The organism is Actimicrobium sp. GrIS 1.19 (assembly GCF_035984655.1).
Classification (GTDB): Bacteria; Pseudomonadota; Gammaproteobacteria; order Burkholderiales; family Burkholderiaceae_D; genus Actimicrobium.
The window spans coordinates 1-21893 of record NZ_JAXCHT010000010.1; the positions used below are offsets into that span (position 1 = coordinate 1).

Annotated in this window: 20 protein-coding genes; 5 read left to right on the forward strand and 15 right to left on the reverse strand. The window is 55.1% G+C overall.

Annotation, left to right across the window (positions count from 1 at the left end; genetic code table 11):
- The coding region (locus tag RCH09_RS08985) for a hypothetical protein (protein WP_326940738.1) at window positions 1–242 on the forward strand (242 nt) is incomplete at its 5' end.
- Between the two features lie 137 nt (window positions 243–379).
- Here RCH09_RS08985 and RCH09_RS08990 read toward each other — a convergent pair.
- Entirely contained in the window at window positions 380–619 is a 240-nt protein-coding gene (locus RCH09_RS08990; protein WP_326940739.1) for a hypothetical protein, read from the reverse strand.
- 217 nt (window positions 620–836) lie between these two features.
- Here RCH09_RS08990 and RCH09_RS08995 point away from each other — a divergent pair, with 217 nt between their 5' ends.
- From RCH09_RS08995 to RCH09_RS09005, 3 genes are all read left to right on the forward strand, one after another.
- Window positions 837–2759 (forward strand): PrkA family serine protein kinase, encoded by a 1923-nt coding sequence (locus RCH09_RS08995; RefSeq protein ID WP_326940740.1) that lies wholly within the window; start codon window positions 837–839, stop codon window positions 2757–2759.
- 71 nt (window positions 2760–2830) lie between these two features.
- Window positions 2831–4099, forward strand: coding sequence for a YeaH/YhbH family protein (locus tag RCH09_RS09000; protein ID WP_326940741.1), 1269 nt, complete (start codon window positions 2831–2833; stop codon window positions 4097–4099).
- Complete coding sequence (locus RCH09_RS09005; protein ID WP_326940742.1) at window positions 4096–5637, forward strand: SpoVR family protein; 1542 nt, start codon at window positions 4096–4098, stop codon at window positions 5635–5637. Before RCH09_RS09000 ends, RCH09_RS09005 begins: the two co-directional genes overlap by 4 nt.
- 38 nt (window positions 5638–5675) lie before the next feature.
- Here RCH09_RS09005 and RCH09_RS09010 read toward each other — a convergent pair whose 3' ends face one another.
- The 13 genes from RCH09_RS09010 to RCH09_RS09070 form a co-directional block, all read right to left on the reverse strand.
- Window positions 5676–6065, reverse strand: coding sequence for a MerR family transcriptional regulator (locus tag RCH09_RS09010; RefSeq protein ID WP_326940743.1), 390 nt, complete (start codon window positions 6063–6065; stop codon window positions 5676–5678).
- A gap of 9 nt (window positions 6066–6074) precedes the next feature.
- Window positions 6075–6488, reverse strand: coding sequence for an integration host factor subunit alpha (locus RCH09_RS09015; RefSeq protein ID WP_326940744.1), 414 nt, complete (start codon window positions 6486–6488; stop codon window positions 6075–6077).
- A 20-nt stretch (window positions 6489–6508) separates the two neighbouring features.
- A complete protein-coding gene (gene pheT, locus RCH09_RS09020; protein ID WP_326940745.1) occupies window positions 6509–8938 on the reverse strand; it encodes a phenylalanine--tRNA ligase subunit beta in 2430 nt (809 codons plus the stop codon).
- Window positions 8939–9024: 86 nt separating this feature from the next.
- Window positions 9025–10041, reverse strand: a complete 1017-nt coding sequence (gene pheS / locus RCH09_RS09025) for a phenylalanine--tRNA ligase subunit alpha (RefSeq protein WP_326940746.1) — start codon at window positions 10039–10041, stop codon at window positions 9025–9027.
- A 123-nt stretch (window positions 10042–10164) separates the two neighbouring features.
- Window positions 10165–10524 (reverse strand): 50S ribosomal protein L20, encoded by a 360-nt coding sequence (gene rplT, locus RCH09_RS09030; RefSeq protein ID WP_322124708.1) that lies wholly within the window; start codon window positions 10522–10524, stop codon window positions 10165–10167.
- 27 nt (window positions 10525–10551) lie between these two features.
- Window positions 10552–10749, reverse strand: coding sequence for a 50S ribosomal protein L35 (rpmI, locus tag RCH09_RS09035; RefSeq protein WP_326940747.1), 198 nt, complete (start codon window positions 10747–10749; stop codon window positions 10552–10554).
- 157 nt (window positions 10750–10906) lie between these two features.
- Window positions 10907–11428 (reverse strand): translation initiation factor IF-3, encoded by a 522-nt coding sequence (infC, locus tag RCH09_RS09040; RefSeq protein ID WP_326940841.1) that lies wholly within the window; start codon window positions 11426–11428, stop codon window positions 10907–10909.
- A gap of 58 nt (window positions 11429–11486) precedes the next feature.
- Window positions 11487–13394 carry a threonine--tRNA ligase gene (thrS, locus tag RCH09_RS09045; RefSeq protein ID WP_326940748.1) on the reverse strand — a complete coding sequence of 636 codons (1908 nt, stop codon included), beginning with the start codon at window positions 13392–13394 and terminating at the stop codon, window positions 11487–11489.
- Window positions 13395–13695: 301 nt separating this feature from the next.
- On the reverse strand, window positions 13696–14556 hold the full coding sequence (locus RCH09_RS09050) for a UDP-2,3-diacylglucosamine diphosphatase (protein WP_326940749.1): 861 nt from the start codon (window positions 14554–14556) through the stop codon (window positions 13696–13698).
- On the reverse strand, window positions 14553–15320 hold the full coding sequence (locus tag RCH09_RS09055) for a GNAT family N-acetyltransferase (RefSeq protein WP_326940750.1): 768 nt from the start codon (window positions 15318–15320) through the stop codon (window positions 14553–14555). Before RCH09_RS09055 ends, RCH09_RS09050 begins: the two co-directional genes overlap by 4 nt.
- 176 nt (window positions 15321–15496) lie before the next feature.
- The gene (locus RCH09_RS09060) at window positions 15497–16024 is read right to left on the reverse strand and encodes a hypothetical protein (protein ID WP_326940751.1); all 528 of its coding nucleotides are present in this window, start codon (window positions 16022–16024) and stop codon (window positions 15497–15499) included.
- 63 nt (window positions 16025–16087) lie between these two features.
- Entirely contained in the window at window positions 16088–17551 is a 1464-nt protein-coding gene (locus RCH09_RS09065) for a Ppx/GppA phosphatase family protein (protein ID WP_326940752.1), read from the reverse strand.
- Window positions 17552–17752: 201 nt separating this feature from the next.
- Window positions 17753–20419, reverse strand: coding sequence for a sensor domain-containing protein (locus RCH09_RS09070; protein ID WP_326940753.1), 2667 nt, complete (start codon window positions 20417–20419; stop codon window positions 17753–17755).
- A gap of 225 nt (window positions 20420–20644) precedes the next feature.
- Between RCH09_RS09070 and galE the strand changes: the two genes are divergently transcribed.
- A complete protein-coding gene (gene galE, locus RCH09_RS09075) occupies window positions 20645–21670 on the forward strand; it encodes a UDP-glucose 4-epimerase GalE (RefSeq protein WP_326940754.1) in 1026 nt (341 codons plus the stop codon).
- Here galE and RCH09_RS09080 read toward each other — a convergent pair.
- Window positions 21660–21857, reverse strand: a complete 198-nt coding sequence (locus RCH09_RS09080) for a DUF1289 domain-containing protein (protein ID WP_326940755.1) — start codon at window positions 21855–21857, stop codon at window positions 21660–21662. The genes galE and RCH09_RS09080 overlap by 11 nt on opposite strands.
- Between the last annotated feature and the right edge of the window lie 36 nt (window positions 21858–21893).

The window sequence follows — 21893 nt, forward strand, 5'->3', positions numbered from 1 at the left end:
GTGTCTGCAGCAACCGAAGTCACCGCAGTGCATTTCCATCAAGTGCCCACACTTATCGGCTGTTAATTGTTAAAGAACTTCTACCGCACTCCGTACCGGCTTCGATCAACTGCACCGACCGCCGCTACTTCATGCACCAGACAAAGCGTTTTGTTTGTCTGCAGCGGAGAGATGAGATTATGCTGCTTTGCTACCCAGTCGTCAACCCCTTTCGCTACCCAATTTCGCACCGTACCGCGTAACAAAACCAGACAACAAACCGACCAGCACCACAACCTCTTCTTGCCCGCCTTTCGACGGGAGCCGAACAATAGCAAGAGTATGGGGCGGATGGCAAGCAGTTTCGATCGATCGATCTCGGCACGCAAAATCTACATCTTCAGGAATATTTTGCACCTCGGTTTGACGAACATTCCCGCATCCAGGATTCCGGTTCAAGCCCGAAGAAATTCGTGTCCTTTTCCGCCAGCCAATTTCGCCCGTTCGAAGCCATGGATTGATGCGGTCGCCGCTCAATTGAGCGAGTTAGGTTGCTGCCAACCTGTTGGGAAAATGCACTCAGCGGCGCATCAACAATTGATGGCGTTTCGATCGCAATTTGAGCCATTGCTTCAGCCATGGAGCGGCAACTTCGTGGGTCGCTCGTACAGTTCTGGCGACGCCTTGAAAGCAATGCTTAGTCATGCGTCAAGAAACCGAGAAGCAAATTTTTCTGTCGCAGAAAGAAAGGACACATCACCTTTGAACTGCGCGTATTATTTAATCACGCTCAAGAAAGTCCTCCGACGCGCTCCTGAGAATTTTCTGCTTGTGGCCTAACCTCAAAGGAAATTTTGATGAAAATCTTTGACAACTACGCAGCTCGATACGAAAGAACACGGGAGGACGAGTTCTCCCTGCAACAGTACTTGGATTTATGCAAACGTGACCGCCTGACGTACGCCACTGCAGCGGAGCGCATGCTCGCGGCGATCGGCGACCCGGAGCTGGTTGACACACGAAACGACACCCGTCTGTCACGCATCTTCGCCAACAAGGTCATCAAAATCTATCCGGCATTTCGTGAGTTCTACGGCACTGAGGAAGTGATCGAACAGGTCGTGTCCTACTTTCGCCACGCAGCGCAAGGACTGGAAGAACGCAAACAAATCTTGTATCTGCTCGGTCCGGTTGGTGGCGGCAAATCGTCGATCGCGGAGAAGTTGAAATCGCTGATGGAGAAGGTGCCGTTCTATGCGATCAAGGGATCTCCCGTCAACGAATGCCCGCTTGGGCTGTTCAACGAAGACGAGGACGGGGCAATTCTCGAAGAAGAGTACGGCATACCCCGACGGTACCTTCGCACCATCCCAAGCCCATGGGCGGTCAAGCGCCTCGAAGAGATGAACGGAGACATCAATCAGTTCCGGGTCGTTCGCAGATATCCCTCCATTCTCAAGCAAATCGCGATTTCCAAGACTGAGCCCGGCGATGAGAATAATCAGGATATTTCATCACTTGTCGGGAAGGTGGACATCCGAAAACTGGAAGAATATGCGCAGGACGACCCGGACGCATATAGCTATTCGGGGGGATTGTGTCTGGCAAACCAGGGATTGATGGAATTCGTGGAGATGTTCAAGGCACCAATCAAGGTTCTTCATCCCCTCCTGACCGCAACCCAAGAAGGGAATTTCAAGGGCACCGAGGGCTTCGGTGCGATCCCCTTTGACGGCATAATCTTGGCGCATTCAAACGAGTCCGAATGGAAGACATTCAAGAACAACAAGAACAATGAAGCTTTTCTCGATCGAATTTATATCGTCAAGGTCCCGTACTGCCTTCGTGTAACAGACGAGACCAAGATCTACGAAAAATTGCTGCGAAACTCGTCGCTGGCGCAAGCCCCATGCGCTCCCGGAACGCTCAAAATGATGGCGCAGTTTGCGATCCTTTCGCGACTTGCGGAACCAGAAAATTCAAGTATTTTCAGCAAGATGTTGATTTACGATGGCGAGAACCTGAAGGACACCGATCCAAAGGCGAAATCCATGCACGAGTACACGGATTATGCTGGCGTCGATGAGGGCATGAACGGCCTGTCAACACGCTTTGCCTTCAAGATTCTTTCCAAGGTTTTCAATTTCGACACCACGGAAGTGGCTGCCAATCCAGTGCACCTATTGTATGTGCTTGAACAACAGGTTGAGCGCGAACAATTTCCGCCTGAAATTGAACAAAAATATTTTGCCTACATCAAAGAGCACCTGGCACAGCGTTATGTCGAGTTCATTGGCAAGGAAATACAAACGGCGTATCTCGAAAGCTACTCCGAGTACGGCCAGAATATTTTTGACCGGTATGTGACTTTTGCAGATTTCTGGATTCAGGATCAGGAATTCCGGGACCCGGACACGGGCGAAAGTTTTGACCGGAACTCGTTAAATCAGGAACTGGAAAAAATAGAGAAGCCGGCTGGGATATCAAACCCAAAAGATTTTCGGAACGAGATTGTTAATTTTGTACTGCGCGCCAGGGCGCAGAACAGCGGGAAAAATCCGGCATGGACCAGTTACGAGAAACTCCGTACGGTCATCGAAAAGAAAATGTTTTCGAATACGGAGGAACTGCTGCCTGTCATTTCCTTCAATGCGAAGGGCAGCGCTGATGACGCCAACAAGCATCAGGAGTTTGTCGCAAGAATGGTTGAAAAGGGATACACAGCGAAGCAGGTCCGGTTGCTGTGCGAGTGGTATTTGCGGGTACGAAAATCATCTTGACGTCTGCGCCTTGCATGTCGTCGGTGTCAGTAATAGCCGCCTTGAAATAAGATCATTTGCAGGAGTGCATTTTGGTTCATCTTATCGATAGACGTTTGCAGGGGAAGAATAAATCTGCGGTGAATCGCGAGCGCTTTCTTCGACGCTACAAAAGTCAGATCAAGGACGCGGTCACGCGGTCAATCAAGGGGCGCTCCATTACTGATATGGAGAGCGGTGAGAAAGTTTCGATTCCGGTCAAGGACGTAAATGAGCCAAATTTCGGCCACGCCCATGGGGGAGTATGGGAAACGGTACGCCCAGGAAATCGGGAATATTTAAAGGGTGATGAAGTCGAGCGTCCAGAAGGCGGCGCTGGCTCGGGGCAGGGAAAAGCCGGCAACAGCGATCAAACTGGCGAGGACGATTTCATGTTCGAGCTTACCAAAGAAGAATTCATGAATTACTTCTTTGAAGACCTTGAATTGCCTAACCTCGTAAAGACGCAACTCACCTCGACGAAGGACTTCAAATCTGCCCGTGCCGGATACAACATGTCGGGTACGCCTTCAAATATCCATGTCCTGCGTTCATTGCGTGGTGCATTGGGTCGGCGTATTGCAGTGGGTGGTGCGTCGCGCAAACTGTTGCGTGCCGCAGAGTCCGAGCTTGAGCAGCTGGAGGATGCGAGGCCTCGTAACGATTTACGCATCGCAGAGTTGAAACGGGAGATTCATCATTTGCGCACCCGGCTACTGGCGATTCCGTTTATTGATCCCTTCGACTTGCGCTATAGCAATCGAATAAAAGTTCCGAAACCCTCCAGCCAGGCTGTGATGTTCTGCATCATGGATGTATCTGGCTCGATGGATGAGCAGAAAAAGGACACCGCGAAGCGGTTCTTTATTCTCCTCTACCTATTCTTGACACGCGCTTATGAAAAAATCGACGTCGTATTCATTCGGCATCACATCACAGCAATGGAAGTGGACGAACACGATTTTTTTCATTCGCGGGAGTCAGGTGGAACGGTGGTGTCTTCGGCCCTGCATCTACTTACCAAGATCATGCGAGAGCGCTACGCCAGCACTGATTGGAACAGCTATGTCGCACAGGCTTCCGATGGCGACAATTGGGACAGCGACTCCATCAATTGCCGGCGACTCATGATCGAAACCGTCATGCCGGCGGTTCAGTACTATGCCTACGTTGAGATCACTGATGGCGCGCCTCAGAATCTTTGGCAGGAATATGCGCAAATTCCGGCCTACCATCGACACTTTGCGATGCAGAAAATAGCTTCTCCAACGGACATTTATCCAGTGTTTCGCGAGCTGTTTCGCAAACAGGTGAAGCGATGAACCGCAAAGCTGACGTTGCCCACGTGGCCCCCTACAAATTGCCCGAACAGTCAGAATGGACCTTCGAGTTAATTGATCGGATTCATGACGAAATTCGCAGGGTTGCGGGAAATTTCGGGCTTGACACCTATACCAACCAATTGGAGATCATCAGTGCAGAGCAGATGATGGACGCCTATGCGTCAGTTGGCATGCCCGTTTCATATCATCACTGGTCATTTGGAAAACATTTCCTCTCCACGGAAAAAGGCTATCGCCGAGGGCAGATGGGATTAGCCTACGAAATCGTCATCAATTCGGATCCATGCATTGCCTATTTGATGGAGGAAAACAGCTTGACCATGCAGGCTCTGGTCATCGCGCACGCCGCCTATGGCCACAATTCCTTCTTTAAGGGAAATTATCTGTTCCGTGCCTGGACAGACGCGGAGGCCATTGTTGATTACATGTTGTTTGCGCGAAATTACATTGCCGAATGTGAGCGTCGTCATGGCATCGAAGCTGTTGAATTGATTCTTGACTCATGTCATGCGCTGCAAAATTATGGCGTTGATCGCTATAAACGCCCGGCAAAACTGTCGCTTGAAAAAGAGTACGCGCGCCAAGAGGAGCGCGAGGCGTATTTGCAGTCGCAAGTAAACCACCTGTGGCGCACCCTTCCGCGACGCGAAGAGGAAGAGGCCGACAAATTGCCTGCCCGCTTCCCATCAGAACCGCAGGAGAATTTGCTCTATTTCATTGAAAAATACGCGCCTCTGCTGGAGCCTTGGGAGCGGGAAATCGTGCGAATCACAAGGAAGATCTCGCAGTATTTTCATCCGCAACGCCAGACGCAGGTAATGAACGAGGGTTGGGCGACCTTCTGGCACGACACGATACTGAACCAACTCTACGATGAGGGCGTGGTCGGGAATGGCTTCATGATGGAATTTCTTCAGAGCCATACGAATGTCATCTATCAACCATCAATTCACAGTCCCTACTTCAATGGCATAAACCCCTATGCCCTGGGTTTTGCAATGATGCGCGATATCCGGAGAATTTGTGAAAGCCCCACTGAGGAGGACCGACAATGGTTTCCCGACATCGCAGGCAGCGATTGGCGCATTGCGTTGGACTTCGCGATGCGCAACTTCAAGGATGAAAGCTTTATTGCCCAATACTTGTCACCAAAACTGATTCGTGACTTCCATTTCTTTGCGGTTCTGGACGATGACAAGGAAGACAAGTTGCAGATTTCAGCGATTCACGACGAAGCGGGATATCGCCATGTTCGGCAACGCCTTGCAAATCAATACAATCTCGGTGACAGGGAACCAAATATTCAGGTTTGGGCGGTTGACACCCATGGCGATCGCGCACTCACGCTTCGGCATGCGCAATTTCAGCGCCGCCCGCTCAATCAACAGGCTGATGAGGTGCTGAAACATGTGGCGCGGTTGTGGGGATTTGACGTACATCTGGAGACAGTCTCCCCGGATGGAAAGCTGATCAGCACATTGAATTGCAAGGCGGAAAAAAGGCACAGAAAAAACTAGAGAGCTTTCAACCCATTCGACCGGGGTGTTGAGACAGACTACTTTTTCAGCAAGCCGAGAATTTCAAAAAGCTCGGCCCGAATTTCAGAAAAACGCATGTCCACCAATCCGCTTTCGTCGATCCCTTCGGCGCCCGCATCGAGGCCAGTAATTCGGGAATCAAGCTTGTTGCGGGCGCCACTGATCGTAAAGCCTTGCTCATAAAGAAGCTCGCGAATACGCCGAATCAAAAGCACCTCGTGGTGCTGATAATACCGTCGGTTTCCCCGGCGCTTGACCGGCTTAAGCTGGGTAAATTCCTGCTCCCAATAACGCAGCACATGCGGTTTAACGCCACATAATTCGCTGACTTCGCCAATCGTGAAATAGCGCTTTGCGGGGATCAGTGGGAGTACGATCAGGTCGGACTTATTGGAGCGGTCGTTCATTGGATCGGATTAGGCAACGCTTACCAGTGATTCAGTGCTCGAATTTTCGACCATCCCTTTGAGCTTCTGACTGGCATGAAAGGTGACGACTCGTCGTGCGGTTATAGGGATCTCTTCGCCCGTCTTCGGGTTCCTGCCGGGGCGTTGCGGTTTGTCCCGCAATTGAAAATTTCCAAAACCAGAGAGCTTGACGGCTTCACCACGCTCGAGCGCATTCCGAATTTCATCAAAAAAGGTTTCGACCATATCCTTTGCTTCACGCTTGTTCAGACCGACCTGCTCGAACAACAGCTCAGCAAGTTCCGCCTTCGTCAGTGTAGGAAGCTCACCCTCGGCCTGTGTGCGAATCTGGGCCTCCAGCATTGCGCGGGTGAGATCAGCACTCAAGACAGACTGAAATTCTGCAGAGTTAACGTCGTTCATGATTTTGCTCCCGGCCTGCTCTATGTACGCAATCTTGCGCCATGCTTCTTATCGACGGCAGAGAGAAACGCAGACATGGCGGCGTCAACTCTTTCGTCCTGCAATGTACTTTGAGTATCTTGTAACGTGAATCGGAATGCAAGACTTTTCTGGCCGTATGGCAATCCTGCGCCGCGATATTCATCAAATAAAACAATGGCTTGCAACACATTGCATACTGGGTTAGCGCGTTTTTGCTCGTTGAATTCGTCAATCAAAGTCTGAGCGGAAATGGCCTGATCGACAACAACTGCCAGGTCGCGCGTCACTGCCGGAAACCTGGAAATCTCCACAAATTCCGGCAACGAACGCTCCTGCAGAATTGCCGTATCGATTTCAAAGACCACCGGAGGCAATGGCAATTCATAGCGTTGCTGCAAACGTGGATGCAGCTCGCCAATGAACCCAACGTTCACGCCTTTAACCACTATGGTCGCCGAGCGCCCGGGGTGCAATGCCGGGTGCTGAGCTGGAACAAATTGCAGTGCATTCGGGGCCATCAGTGCTTCAAGGTCTGCTTTGATATCGAAATAGTCGACAGGTCGAGCAGCCAAACCCCATTGCTCATCACACACCGGGCCATAGGCCAGTGCCGACAGGCGCTTCGGTTGCGCGTAGCCGGCCACGCTCAGGGGGCCATCCACCACGGCGGAATCGCGCAAATACACCGCACCAATCTCAAAGATTCGCACCCTGCTCACTTTACGATTGAGGTTATATTTAACATTGGCAACAAGACTGCCGATGAGCGTGGTCCGCATCACGCCAAGCTGGTTGGCAATCGGATTTCGCAGTTTAATTGGGGCGTCGTTGCCGGCAAAGTCGCGCTCCCAGGCTTCATCGACAAAACTGAAATTAATAACTTCCTGGTAATCCATGTCAGCAATTTGACGCCGCACGGTAAACAGCGACCGGCTGGCTTCCGGTGCGATTAGCATGGCACTGGCGGCAACGGGAGGCAACGCCGGAATGTTTTCGAAGCCAAACACGCGCGCCACTTCTTCGATCAAATCTTCTTCGATTTCCATGTCGAACCGGAAGGAAGGTGGGGTCACCGCAAACAGCCCTGGTGTGTGCGAATACTGGAAACCCAGCCGGGAAAATATATCGGCAATCTCGGCGTCAACGAAGGGAACCCCAATTACCTTGCTGGCGCGTTCGGTACGCAGTGTCACGGGGAGGCGCTTCGGCAAATCGAGTATTTGATCGGATACTGGTCCAACCTTCGTCTTGCCGGGTTGGCCACAAATTTCGATCAGTAACGCTGTGATACGTTCGATGCTCGACACCGTTGTGGCGAAGTCAACCCCGCGTTCAAACCGATGGCCCGCATCGGTTGAGAAATTGAATCGTCGCGAGCGACCCTGGATGGCACCTGGCCACCAGAAGGCAACCTCAAGATAAATGTCCTCGGTATCCAGCGATACCGACGTCGCATCCCCGCCCATGATGCCGGCGAGGGATTCCAGGGCATGGTCATCGGCGATTACGCCGACCCATTCGTCGACCGCGACAGTATTGCCATTCAGCAGTTTCAGAGACTCGCCGGGCCGCCCCCAGCGAACCTGCAATCCGCCGTGAATTTTGGCAAGATCAAACACATGACTTGGTTGGCCGAGCTCAAGCATGACGAAATTGGAAATGTCGACCAATGCCGAAATCGACCGTTGCCCACTGCGCTCAAGGCGTTGCTTCATCCAGTTGGGGGTTGGTGCGCGAGCATTCAGGCCGCGAATGACACGTCCGGAAAACCTGCCGCAGAGATCGGGAGCAGCAACCGTTACAGGCAATATCTCGTCGAGATCAACCGGCGCTTTTTCGTACGACGGCATGACCAGTGTCGTTCCGGTCAGCGCAGCGACTTCGCGCGCGACTCCCAGTACGGACAGACAATCCGCCTTGTTTGGCGTTAATTTGATTGTGAACTTCAGGTCATTGAGTTGAAGATAGTCACGAACATTCTGGCCGACCGGCGCATCCTGCGGCAAATCAAGCAGTCCGCCTTGCTCCTCGGAGAGTTTGAGCTCTTTCGCGGAACACAGCATGCCCTGCGACTCGACGCCCCGCAACTGTCCGACCTTTATTTCAAAGACCTTGCCATCGTCGCCCGGTGGCAGCACCGCGCCAACCATGGCGCAAGCGACTTTCATTCCTGCCCGCACATTGGGCGCGCCGCAAACGATATTCAGTGGTGTACCACTGCCGACATCCACCTTGCAGACATTGAGCCGATCGGCATTTGGATGGCGCGCAAGCTCGAGGACGGCGCCAACGACGACGTTGGAAAATGGAGGTGCAACCGGTTCGACACCCTCAACTTCAAGGCCCGACATGGTCAGCAAATGCGACAATTCATCCGAACTCATTGTCGGATCCACCATCGTACGAAGCCAGCTTTCAGAGAATTGCATGGAAATACCTTCAGGCGACACGCGTCGCATCAATCAGGCGGTATTTGGCAAATGACATGTCATTCGCTGTTCCCGCGGCAGGTTTATTAGTTGAATTGTTTGAGGAAACGTAAATCGCCCTCGTAAAACAGTCGGAGATCGCTAATGCCGTACCTCAGCATCGTGAGACGTTCAAGACCAGATCCGAACGCGAAACCAATAAACTGCTCTGGATCGAGGCCCATATTCCGTACCACATCCGGGTGAACTTGCCCTGCGCCCGACACTTCGAGCCAACGCCCTTTCAATGGACCGCTTCCAAAGGCAATATCAATCTCCGCTGAAGGCTCGGTAAAGGGGAAATAGGAGGGCCGAAAGCGCACCTGAAGGTTATCAGTCTCAAAAAAGGCTTTGACAAAATTGAGGTACACGCCTTTTAGGTCAGCAAAGCTGATGTCTTCGGCAATCCAGAGTCCTTCTACCTGATGAAACATCGGCGAATGGGTCGCATCGCTGTCGACGCGATAGGTACGCCCTGGCGCAATGACCTTGATCGGCGGTTTGTTCATGCGCGCGTACCGCACTTGCATTGGGCTCGTGTGCGTGCGCAGCAGCAACGGCTTGCCCTGGGTATCGTCACCATCGATATAAAACGTATCCTGCATTGAGCGCGCAGGATGGTTCTCCGGGCTGTTAAGCGCCGTAAAATTGGTCCAGTCGGTTTCGATTTCCGGACCGTCGGCAACATCAAAGCCAATCGACGAAAAAATTGCTTGGACGCGTTCCCATGTGCGCATGACCGGGTGAATGCCGCCCATGCCTCGCCCTCGTCCGGGCAAAGTAACATCGATCGACTCAGCGGCAAGCCTCGCCTGCAATTGCGCGTCGGAAAGGGCGTCGCGTCGCGAAGTCAGCGCGAATTCAATTTTTTCTTTTGCCGCATTGATGATTGCGCCCTGCACTTTGCGTTCATCTGGTGCGAGCTTGCCGAGGCTTTTCATTTGCTCGGTAATTTGGCCGGTTTTACCAAGATATTTTGCTTTCGCGTTTTCAAGTGCAGCCGCGTCGGGCGCTTCTTTGAAATCAGCTTCGGCTTGTACGACGAGTTGTTCGAGGGAGTTCATGCGCGGTTTCCCGTTGAGGAAAAAATGGACTGAAAATGACGGCAAAAATAAAACGGGGCACAGGTCTTAAACCTCTGCCCCGCCAGATGGGCCGCCGATAGGCGACCCGTACTCCAAATACGATTACGCGGCGAAGTTGGCTTTCACCTGATTGACAATGGCGGCAAATGCCGGCTTGTCCATCACTGCCATATCAGCCAGAACCTTGCGGTCCAGACCAATCGAAGCGCGCTTCAGACCGTTCATGAATACGCTATAGGTCATGCCATGCTCGCGGGACGCCGCGTTGATACGCGTAATCCACAGTGCACGGAAGACACGCTTTTTATTGCGGCGATCACGATATGCATACTGACCAGCACGCATAACTGCTTGCTTGGCGATCCGATAGACTTTACTGCGACGTCCGCGATAGCCTTTGGCTTGGTCGAGGACTTTCTTATGGCGGGCCCGTGCTGTGACCCCACGTTTTACTCTAGGCATAGTAACTCCTTAAATTTGAGTGTGAGGTTAAGCGAACGGCATCATCGCGCGCACCGAAACCATGTTTGTGGCATGGACTTCTTTGGCACCGCGCAATTGACGTTTGGTTTTCGTGGTTTTCTTGGTCAGAATGTGACGTTTAAACGCGGAACCGCGCTTAACAGTACCACCCGGACGGACGCGGAAGCGCTTTTTGGCGGCGCTTTTCGTTTTCATTTTAGGCATAGCAGCTCTGTCCTGTGGACAGCTCCATTTTTAACATGATTGCAGGTGGCAACATTTTCGTTACGCTTGGATGCCTGCTCTCACTTGTCATGCGTCGGAATCGAGTCCGACGCTATTGTGCAGATTTGCCATCGCAGGCAAATCGGTACGAATTCGATTACTTCTTCTTCTTTGGCGCCAGGATCATGATCATCTGACGCCCTTCCATCTTCGGCCACTGCTCAACCTGACCATATGGCTCAAGATCAAGCTTCAGGCGTTCGAGCATCCGTACACCGATATCCTGATGCGCCATCTCGCGGCCGCGGAAGCGCAGCGTGATCTTGGTTTTGTCACCATCATCAAGGAATTTGATCAGGTTACGAAGCTTGATGCCGTAGTCGCCATCATCGGTGCCAGGACGGAACTTCACTTCCTTGACCAGAATGATCTTTTGCTTCAACTTCGCTTCGTGGGCCTTCTTCTGCTCCTGGTACTTGAACTTGCCGTAGTCCATCAGGCGTGCGACCGGCGGTTGCGCAGTAGGCGCAATTTCAACCAGATCGACGTTTGCCTCTTCCGCCATGCGGAAGGCTTCGGCCAGAGTCACGATACCAAGTGCTTCGTTCTCTACCCCACTCAAACGCAACTCGGGCGCTGTAATTTCACCGTTGATGCGATGGGATTTGTCAGTAGCTATTGTAATTTCCTTTTAAAATCAAATGATTAAGCCGTGCTATCGCGACTCGGAATTCCGATCAGGCTTTGGTTTCCACCTCATTGACGAGGCGCTCAACCAGTGTGTCAACCGGCATTACACCGAGATCGACATTGCCCCGCGCACGCACGGCCACCGTACCTGCATCCCGCTCCTTGTCGCCAATGACGACGATGTATGGAACCTTCTGGACGGAATGCTCGCGTATTTTATAGGTTATTTTCTCGTTGCGCAAATCGAGCTGCACCCTAAACCCTTGTTTCTTCAGGTTTTGTGCGATTCCTTGCGCATAGTCGGCCTGACCTTCGGAGATGTTAAGAACCACCACCTGTACCGGTGCCAGCCATATTGGCAAGGCACCCGAATAGTTTTCGATCAACATGCCGATGAAGCGTTCGAACGAACCCAAAATAGCCCGATGCAACATTACCGGCACTTTCCTGCTGTTGTCCTCAGCGACGTATTCCGCGCCAAGGCGGATCGGCATCGAGAAATCAACCTGCATCGTGCCGCATTGCCACATCCGGCCGATCGCGTCGGTCAGCGTGTATTCAATTTTCGGACCATAGAATGCGCCCTCACCCGGTGAGATTTCGAAAGCGCAACCCGATCGCTTCAACGATTCGATCAGCGCAGTTTCCGCCTTGTCCCAAGCCTCGTCGGAACCGACGCGCTTGTCAGGGCGGGTCGCAACTTTGTAGGTGATGCTGGCGAATCCGAAGTCCGCATAGACCTTGTGAAGCAGAGCGGTGTAGGCGACGCACTCCTCGAGGATCTGATCTTCCGTGCAGAAGATGTGTCCGTCGTCCTGCGTAAATCCGCGTACCCGCATGATGCCGTGCAACGAGCCTGAGGGTTCGTTACGGTGACACTGCCCGAACTCGCCATAACGCAGCGGCAGGTCGCGGTAAGAGCGCATGTCGGAGCAGAAAATCTGGACATGCCCGGGGCAATTCATTGGCTTCAACGCATACGACCGGTTTTCCGAGTCGGTGGTGAACATGTTTTCCTTGTAGTTCTCCCAATGTCCCGATTTTTCCCACAGGCTGATGTCCAGAATTTGTGGCGCCTTGACTTCCTGGTAGCCATTATCCTGATAAACCCTGCGCATGTACTGCTCGACTTGCTGCCACACCGACCAGCCTTTCGGGTGCCAGAAAATCATGCCTGGCGCTTCTTCCTGAAAATGGAACAGGTCGAGCAAACGACCCAGCTTTCGGTGATCGCGCTTTTCTGCTTCCTCCAGCATGTGAAGATGCGCCTCCTGATCTTCCTTCCTCGCCCAGGCCGTTCCATAGATACGCTGCAGCATTTCATTTTTCGAATCACCGCGCCAATAGGCACCGGCCAGCTTCATCAGCTTGAACACTTTCAGCTTGCCGGTGGAAGGCACATGGGGACCGCGACAAAGGTCAGTGAATTTTCCTTCGGTGTACAACGACACCTCCTGATCAGCGGGAATCGAACCGATCAGCTCTGCCTTGTAAGCTTCGCCCAGCGACTGGAAATACGCGATTGCCTCATCGCGCCCCATCACCTGGCGGGTAACAGGCTCGTCCTTCTTCGCCAGCTCAACCATTTTCTTTTCAATGGCAACCAGATCTTCCGGTGTGAACGGGCGCTTGTAGGAGAAATCGTAATAGAAGCCGTTCTCGATGACCGGCCCGATCGTCACTTGCGCCTCCGGGAACAGTTCCTTGACGGCGTAGGCCAGAAGATGTGCTGTCGAATGGCGAATCACATCGAGACCTTCGGGATCTTTGTCGGTAATGATCGCCAGCTCTGCGTCGTGGTCAATTACGAAAGATGTGTCGACGACCTTGCCATCCACCTTTCCGGCCAGCGCTGCCTTGGCCAATCCGGCGCCTATACTGGCAGCGACCTGCGCAACCGTGACAGGTTGCTCGAATTGTCGCTGGGAACCATCAGGAAGGCGAATCGAAAGCATGTTTTACTCCATGACCTGCGCCGTGCCTGCCGCAGTCAGATTGAATGAAATTTTCAGGAAAATTCGGGCGAAAAAAAACGCGATCCAGTCGCGCTTTTTCGGTAGCTCATCAACGAAAAAGACCTGACTAGTTATGCGTCCAGTAGGTGGTCGTAGTTCGCGGTGTCATTTCCGAATTCCTTTTCTTGGTACTGGGGAAAGACGCCATCGCGTTATTAAGCGCCGCCGTCAGTTTGGCAAATCTTAGCACGAAAAATGCGCGCATCCGCATGCGTGCCCGCGCGAGGCGTGCAAAATCGGTTCACAACGTCGTCGCATGGCGACTGCCTTGCGACAGCGATTGCAGGCGATCATGTTCAAGCAGGATTTCCTGCCACGTGACCAGTCGCAACTGGCCGCTCGCGTCTTCCACCAGCGCCGACAGGCTTTCCACCCAGTCGCCATCGTTGCAATACAGCACGCCATCAATTTCCCGGATTTCGGGCTTGTGAATATGCCCGCAGATGACGCCGTCCAGCCCGCGCTTCTTGGCTTCTGCAGCCAAAGCGCCCTCGAACGACGAAATATAGCTGACCGCGTTCTTGACCTTCAGCTTGAGATACTGTGACAACGACCAATACGGGAGTCCGACGCGGGCGCGCCAGCTATTGAGCCATTGGTTGAACTTGAGAATCACCGTGTACATGCTGTCACCAAGGTACGCCAGCCACTTTGCGCAGGCAATGACGCCATCGAAACGGTCACCGTGCAGCACCAGCATGCGCTTGCCCAGTGCGGTGGTGTGGACCAGCTCGTCACGCACCTTGATGCCGCCAAAATCGACGTCGATGAACTGACGGATTGCCTCATCGTGATTGCCCGGGACGAAAATGACGTTGGTCCCCTTGCGCGCCTTCTTGAGAACGGTCTGGACGACATTGTTGTGAATTTGATCCCAGTACCAGCGACGCTTAAGCTGCCATCCGTCGATGATGTCTCCGACCAGGTACAGGGTGTCCGATTCCGTCGCACGCAGGAATTCAAGCAACCGTCCCGCCTGGCAGCCAGTCGTTCCAAGATGCACGTCCGAAATCCAGATCGTGCGGAAGCGAACGATATTGCGTTTGCCGCCGCCTTTGGGCTCGGAAAATTCACTATCAAGAAACTGGTCGCGCGGCTTCATGCCGGCCTCGATGCACCAAGGTAGTGTCGCGCGTAACGACTGTCGAGCTTCGCCAATGGCAACAGCATGAACAAATCGGCGCTATGAAAATCAGGATCCCAGGCCGGCTCACCGCACACCCAGGCGCCGCTGCGCAGATAGCCCTTCAGCAGCGGCGGGACCTGCGGTGTGTGGCCTTGTTCGCGATCATCGATCGGGAACGGCAGATGCGGCGTCACGCGATATTCTGTGGGCGCCAGGTTACTGGCCGAGAGGGAGTGAAACAGCGCGGCGGCATTGTGCCCGCCATCGGCAAGACTGATGCTGGCGCAACCGATCAGGTATTCGCACTGTTCTCTCTTCATGAATGCGGCCAGCCCGGTCCACAACAGCATGATCACGCCGCCACTGCGATAGTCGGGATGGATACAGGCGCGGCCGGCTTCGGCAATACGGGGGCGCAAATTATCGAGGCGGCTCAGGTCGAATTCCTGCTCCGAATAATATTGACCCATCTTGCGGGCAGCGTGGGGGCTCATCACCCGGTAAGTTCCGACCACATCCAGCGAGCGGGCGTCGCGAACAATCAGATGATCACAATAGGAATCGAATTCGTCGCGATCGAGCCCATCCGGATTTTCCAGCGCCGACAGTCCCATCGCTTCGATGAAGACCTTGTAGCGCAACCGTTGGACTTCTCGGACTTCTTCCGGCGTGGTGGCCAGACTCAGGGTCAATCTGGACATGCTGGGAGTGGCACCGGCTAACGTGTCGAGTAATCGCATTGCTCCTCCTCATTGTTAAGACGGGACGAGCGTAACTGCGGATTACTTCAAGAAAATGACAAAGCTGTGTCAATTCAATGACATTACAACACTTGATGCAGTTATCTATGCTCGCCATCAATAGGGCGTGCCATTTCCAAAAGGATAACACGCCCCCAAATCCGAAAACGAACCGGTCAGACTCCCGGCTTGTCGTTTCGTGGTCGGCCAGGTTTCAAGGGCGACAAGGCACCCACCGCGCTTTTCAATGCAACCAGATCCATTTTTTTGATCAGGGCCACACCGATACGCAACAATTCGCTTTTCTTGACCTCGAACCCGGCCTTCAGGCAGGCTTTCTTGACTTCGCCCAGCGCTGCATACTCAAGTTCCGGCATGGTGAAACTGTCCCGAACCAACTTGGCTTTCTTGGCTTTTTCCTTGACTTCGGTCGCCGGGCGCACTTTTGCAGCAACGCCGTTTGCGACAGCGGCCACTGCCGGCTTGGCTTTTGGCGCTGCTGCCTTGACGACCGTTTGCGGCTTGACGACGACCGGTGCCTTGCTCTTGACGGCGGGCGCGGTCTTGGCCGCAGCCCGGACCGGCGCCTTCGGTTTTGCAGTGACGCTCGCTGCGACCCGCTTGGCGGGTGCTTTTGCAACTGCCTTGGCGGGTGCTTTTGCAGCTGGCTTGGCAGGTGGTTTTTGTGTTGTTGTGGCAGCCATTCGGAGTTCCCTTTCAGTATTAGTATAAATAATATATATCTTTTAACGGATTTTCACAAGAATTCAGCCGGTCTGGCGGATCACCAGTTCGGTGCCGATCGCATCCCACCACTCACGCTCTTTTTCCAGCCAATAGGCCAAGGTCGGATGTTGTGTGATCAGGTCACGGCGCAGTTCAATGTCGATGCGGGCCTTTGTTTTCATGCGCAAGCGCAGTTGGCTTTGATCAACGCCAATCCGTCCATGCATCAACATTACCGCCAGCCGCAGCGCCAGCACGGCCTTGGCGAAGTCGGGGTCGACCAGCGCATCGTTGAGTTTGCGCAGATTCCCTTTTTGCGCAAGGATCAAGGTGCTCATGATCCGCTGCTCGCGTGTTGTAAACCCCGGCAGATCGGCATTCTCGATCATGTAGGCGGCATGTTTGTGATAGCCGCTGTGCGACACCGCCATGCCGACTTCATGCAGCAAGGCGCTCCAGTACAGCAGGCGGGTGTGGCCCTCGGCCGCCGGCTTGAGCTGAAGGTACAGTGCGCCGGCCGATTCAGCGACCTGGTTGGCGCGCCCCTGGTCGGCACGAAAGCGCTGCAGGAAGCCGCGCACGGATTGCTCGCGCCGATCCCGCTTGGTCGCACGCAGTTGCAGATCCCACAGCACGCCCATGCGCAATCCGGCCTCGATCGGTGTCAGCGCATCAACTCCCAGCTCCTGCATGACACCGATCAGAATCGCCAATCCGCCCACCATCACCGCCGCCCGCTCCGGCTTCATGCCGGTCAGGTCGATGCGATTGACCTGACCGGCAGCAATAAAGCGCTGCTTGAGCGCCTCCAGCCCGGAGACCGAAAGCAGGCCATCGCCCAGTGCATTGCGCGCAATGACTTCGGCGATAACCCGGATCGTGCCGGATGAACCGTACGCGACCTGCCAGAATTGCGGATGGTATGGCGGTGCGGCATCCTCGAACACGGAGCGTGCCGACAGGATCGCCGCTTCATAGGCGGGTGCATCAATACGCCCGTCCGGGAAAAAAGTCAGGCTTTGCTTGACCGTGCCGATGCCGAACGACTCGACCCGCTCGATTTCATGCCCCTGACCCAGAATCAGCTCGGTCGAACCGCCGCCGATGTCGATCACCAGGCGCCGCTCGTCGGGATTGGCCAGCACGCTGGCAACCCCCAGATAAATCAACCGGCCCTCTTCTTCGCCCGAGATGATTTCGATCGGGTAACGGATTGCCTTTTCGGCCAGCGGCAGAAATTGCGCCGCATTGTTCGCGATGCGCAGGGTGTTCGTTGCCACGACCCTGACCGCCGTCAGCGGGTAGGCGCTCAGTACCGCGGCAAACCGCATCAGGCAATCGAGTGCGGACTGCATCGCGGCATCTGTCAAATTGCCGTTCCGGTCGAGGCCGGCGCCGAGACGAATCGGCTCGCGCGCCGTTTTGACGATACGAAACTCACCCTCTTCATGTCGTCCGATATGCAGGCGAAAACTATTCGATCCCAGATCCACTGCAGCGAACATGCCAACCCTTCGTAAAATGTTTTGTTGAAAAGATCATGTACGTCCAGTCTACGGCATGTGAAAATCGATATAAACGATTTAGTCATTATTTTTTGGCAGGCGCGGATCATGGCGACAAGCACTTGCACGAAGGCCATGACGATAAAGTTCGTTTATTACGGGGTGATGACAGGCGGGCCGGCAAATGCCGGGCGGCAGCAATCAGGCGATCCGGATCTGTTCGAATTCGGCGGCCGGTACTGGTCGCGAGAAATAATATCCCTGCATTTCCTCGCAATTGGCGTGCTTCAGGAACGCCATCTGGCTCTGGTTTTCGACACCTTCGGCAGTCACATCCATTTCGAGCGATTTGGCCATCGCGATGATCGCCAGGGTCAGCGCCACGGAGTCGCGATCATGCGGGATGCCACGAATGAAGGAACGGTCAATCTTCAGCGTCGACAGCGGAAAGCGCTGCAGGTATGACAGCGAGGCGTAGCCGGTGCCAAAGTCGTCGAGCGAAAAACGCACGCCCATGCCGGTGAGCGCGGAAAAAATCGCGGTCAGTGCTTCGCTGTCGCCCAACAACAGGCTTTCGGTAATTTCCAGCTCCAGCGCCTCTGCCGGCAACCCGGTGCGACGCAAGGTCTCGCGCACTGCCTCGACCAGTTGGCGATCCTGGAATTGGCGTGGCGACAAATTGACCGCCATGCGCAGATTCGGGTGGAGTGACCGGCGCCAGATGACGGCCTGCAAGCAGGCCTGCTCCAGCACCCACTGCCCGATCGGCACGATCAGCCCGGTCTCTTCGGCAATCGGAATGAATTCGGTGGGACCGATCAGTCCGTCCTCCGGGCTGTTCCAGCGCAGCAGGGCTTCGGCGCCGACGATACGGCCGGATGCCAGCTCCACTTTGGGCTGATACACCAGCGAGAATTCTTCGCGTACCAGTGCATGGCGCAGATTCTTTTCAAGGTGATAGCGCCGCTGGGTGCGTATATTCAAGGCCGAGGTGAAGTACTGGACGTTGTGGCGACCCGCTTCCTTGGCCGAATACATGGCGGCGTCAGCTGCCCGCAGCAGCGTCTGGGCATCCGTGCCATCGTCGGGATAGACGCTCACGCCAATCGATACGCCCAGGTAGTATTCATAGCCCTGCAACCGAAAGGGTGCGGCGATCGCCTCCAGGATTCGTCCCGCCAGCACGCCCAGATAATCGAGCTCATCGATGACTTCCACCAGCACAACGAATTCATCGCCGCCCAGGCGCGCCAGCGTATCGGACTTGCGGGTGCAACCGACCAGGCGACCGGCCACGATCTGCAGCAAGGCATCACCGGCGTCATGCCCGATGGTGTCATTGACGTGTTTGAAGCGGTCCAGATCAAGGAACATCAAGGCAAGACGGTGGCCCCTGCTCTTGGCCTGATCAATCACCTGAAGCAGTCGCTCGCTCATGAAACGTCGATTGGGCAATCCGGTCAAGGGATCGTGGGTGGCCAGAAACAGCAAACGCTTTTGCGCCAGCTTCACCTCACTGATGTCGGCAAACGAGATCAGCACGGCGCTGGGCTCGAGCTCGCCGCCATAACGCATGGGCAGGACGTTCTCGCACACCCACACCAGCTCCCCATCCATCATTTCGATCGCGACCGTCAGATTCAGGATCGGCTCGCCGCTGCGAAACACTTTTTCGCTGGGTAGATCCGCACGTGGAATTTCGTTGCCGTCTTCGTCGAGGACGCGCTTGAAGTAGCGCCCGCGCTGCATGCCAACCGCACTGTTCGAGGCCAGTCGCAGTATCCGTTCCGCGCTGGCATTGCAGGTCACCACGTATCCGGTGCGCGATTGCACGATGATGCCTTCGTTCAGGCTATGTACGACGGCGCGGTAACGCTCCTCGCTCTCCTGCAGGCTGCGTTCGACCCGGTGATTCTGAATTGCCAGCCCAACCAGATGGACCATCTCGTTCATCAATGCGACATCGCCTGCAGGCGCCGAACGCGGTTCATCGTAATACACCCCGAAGGCGCCCAGCATCGCGCCGGTGGCGGCGGTAATTGGCGTCGACCAGCAGGCCCGCAAACCGTGTGGCACGGCCAGCTCACGATACCCTTCCCAGCGTGGATCGGTGGCGATGTCGGTCACCATGACCTGCTTGTTCCAGTAAATCGCCGTGCCGCACGAGCCCGCAGCCGGTCCGATCAACAAGCCATCGACCGCCCGCACGAACTCGCGCGGCAGCGTCGGCGCCGCCGCGCACTGAATCGACACGCCGTCGGCGCCAAGCAGCAACACGGAACAGCGCGCGCCGCCCTCGAAGGTGCGCTCGACGTTGCGGCACACCTCGTCAAGAATGACGCTCAGCGACTGGTTCAGCGCGATCATTTCGAGCACGCGCTTTTCATCCTGCAATGCAATCCTGGCCTTGAGCAGCTCCTGGGTTTGCAGCCGGTAGCGATGCTCGCTGCTGCGCAGCAGCGCGTCGACCGCTTTGCGCTCGGTAATGTCGCGTGCAATGACCTGAATCGCGATGCGTCCCTGGTATTGGCAGGGCGCCGAACACACCTCGACATCGATGATGGTGCCATCACAGCGCAGGTAGCGCTGCTCCACCGACGGCGACGATCCGCCCGTGGCCAGCATGACCAGAATCCGGCGGCGTGACTGCACCAGAAAATCCGGGTGCAGCATTTCCTCCAGTGAGCGCCCGATCAGCTGCTCGGCGTCGGTCGCGCGCAACTGCCGCACACCGGCAGGATTGACGAAGACCAGCCGGTCATCCTGCAGTACATAGATTGCATCGGGTGAAAGGCGCACCAGCGACTCGTACCGATCATCGCTGACCGGCGTCGCAAGTGCGTGTGGATCGTGAAAGGCCGTAGACATGCAAATGAGTCTATCGGCATTTTTGTTGGCGCGACATCGGAATATTCGGTAACAAGGAAACGCAACCAATAGTCTCATCCGGGTGCGTAAAAATCATCCCGCCGCCAGCCTCACGTACAATTCGACGGCACCATTCATTGGCGCCTGCCGGGCTTGCCGGACCATCGTGCAAGTCAACCATGCAACGGCGTTACCGAACTGACTTTTTTACCTTGGCAGATCTCAATGACCCAAACCAAAACCATTCTCGTTACCGGCGCCGCCGGATTCATCGGTTCCCATACGTGCGTCGAGCTGCTGGCGGCAGGCTACAACGTGGTCGGCATCGACAATTTTTGCAACAGTTCGCCGATCGCGCTGGAGCGCGTCGAGCAGATTGCGGGACGTGCCGTGACCTTGCGGCAAGGCGACATCCGCGACCGCTCCCTGCTGCGTTCCGTGTTCAGCCAGCATGCCATCGATGCCGTGATCCACTTTGCCGGCCTGAAAGCAGTCGGTGAATCGGTCGCGCAGCCATTGATGTATTTCGACAACAATGTGGGCGGCACCGTCGTCCTGCTCGAAGAAATGGCGACAGCCGGCGTGCATCACTTTGTCTTCAGCTCGTCGGCGACCGTGTATGGCGATCCGGAAACCGTGCCGATTCGCGAAGACGCCCGGCTCTGGACCACCAACCCGTACGGCGCCTCCAAATTGATGGTCGAACAGATTCTTGCCGACCTGGCCAAGGCCGAACCCAAATTTGCCATTGGCGTGCTGCGTTACTTCAATCCGGTCGGCGCTCACAGCAGCGGCTTGATCGGCGAGGATCCACGCGGGGTGCCCAACAATCTGATGCCATACGTGGCGCAGGTCGCCGTGGGCCGTCTCAAGCAGCTATCGGTATTCGGCAGCGACTACCCGACCGTCGACGGGACCGGCATGCGCGACTACATTCATGTGGTCGATCTGGCCATCGGGCATGTCGCGGCATTGCGCCGGCTGTTCGAGCAGCACCAGGGATTCACGGTGAACCTGGGCACCGGCCACGGTTACAGCGTGCTCGAAGTGGTGCGTGCGTTCGAACAAGCCAGTGGGCGCCCGGTACCGTATCAACTGGTCGCGCGGCGCCCGGGCGATATTGCGAAGTGCTTCGCTGACGCCAGCCTGGCGCAGCAGTTACTCGGCTGGACTGCACAACGCGACATGCAGCAGATGTGCGTCGATCACTGGCGCTGGCAGAGTAACAATCCGCAAGGATTCAACGACTGAGGCCGCCGCGTTGCGGGTAGCCCTGGGCCGTGATCCGCAACCAGACCTCTTCCTTCTCGGTGGCGCTGAGAATGGCCCACTGGGCGACTTCGGCGACGGTGCGGCCACAACCACGACAGACTGCGTCAAAGGTGGTGGAACAGACCGCGACACAGGGCGTATCGGGGCGAACTGGCAATTGCGGCATGGCGTTGCATCCGTTGGGAACAGCGCTCCATTATCC

Coding starts and splice junctions, on each gene's coding strand:
- RCH09_RS09015 (WP_326940744.1), bottom strand. CDS start 6,488: ATGAACGACGTTAACTCTGCAGAATTTCAGTCTGTCTTGAGTGCTGAT.
- thrS (WP_326940748.1), bottom strand. CDS start 13,394: ATGCTTTCGATTCGCCTTCCTGATGGTTCCCAGCGACAATTCGAGCAA.
- RCH09_RS09060 (WP_326940751.1), bottom strand. CDS start 16,024: ATGGCTGCCACAACAACACAAAAACCACCTGCCAAGCCAGCTGCAAAA.
- RCH09_RS09055 (WP_326940750.1), bottom strand. CDS start 15,320: ATGCGATTACTCGACACGTTAGCCGGTGCCACTCCCAGCATGTCCAGA.
- RCH09_RS09005 (WP_326940742.1), top strand. CDS start 4,096: ATGAACCGCAAAGCTGACGTTGCCCACGTGGCCCCCTACAAATTGCCC.
- RCH09_RS08995 (WP_326940740.1), top strand. CDS start 837: ATGAAAATCTTTGACAACTACGCAGCTCGATACGAAAGAACACGGGAG.
- pheT (WP_326940745.1), bottom strand. CDS start 8,938: ATGCAATTCTCTGAAAGCTGGCTTCGTACGATGGTGGATCCGACAATG.
- galE (WP_326940754.1), top strand. CDS start 20,645: ATGACCCAAACCAAAACCATTCTCGTTACCGGCGCCGCCGGATTCATC.
- RCH09_RS09070 (WP_326940753.1), bottom strand. CDS start 20,419: ATGTCTACGGCCTTTCACGATCCACACGCACTTGCGACGCCGGTCAGC.
- rpmI (WP_326940747.1), bottom strand. CDS start 10,749: ATGCCTAAAATGAAAACGAAAAGCGCCGCCAAAAAGCGCTTCCGCGTC.
- RCH09_RS09010 (WP_326940743.1), bottom strand. CDS start 6,065: ATGAACGACCGCTCCAATAAGTCCGACCTGATCGTACTCCCACTGATC.
- rplT (WP_322124708.1), bottom strand. CDS start 10,524: ATGCCTAGAGTAAAACGTGGGGTCACAGCACGGGCCCGCCATAAGAAA.
- RCH09_RS09080 (WP_326940755.1), bottom strand. CDS start 21,857: ATGCCGCAATTGCCAGTTCGCCCCGATACGCCCTGTGTCGCGGTCTGT.
- RCH09_RS09065 (WP_326940752.1), bottom strand. CDS start 17,551: ATGTTCGCTGCAGTGGATCTGGGATCGAATAGTTTTCGCCTGCATATC.
- pheS (WP_326940746.1), bottom strand. CDS start 10,041: ATGAACTCCCTCGAACAACTCGTCGTACAAGCCGAAGCTGATTTCAAA.
- RCH09_RS08990 (WP_326940739.1), bottom strand. CDS start 619: ATGGCTGAAGCAATGGCTCAAATTGCGATCGAAACGCCATCAATTGTT.
- RCH09_RS09050 (WP_326940749.1), bottom strand. CDS start 14,556: ATGAAGCCGCGCGACCAGTTTCTTGATAGTGAATTTTCCGAGCCCAAA.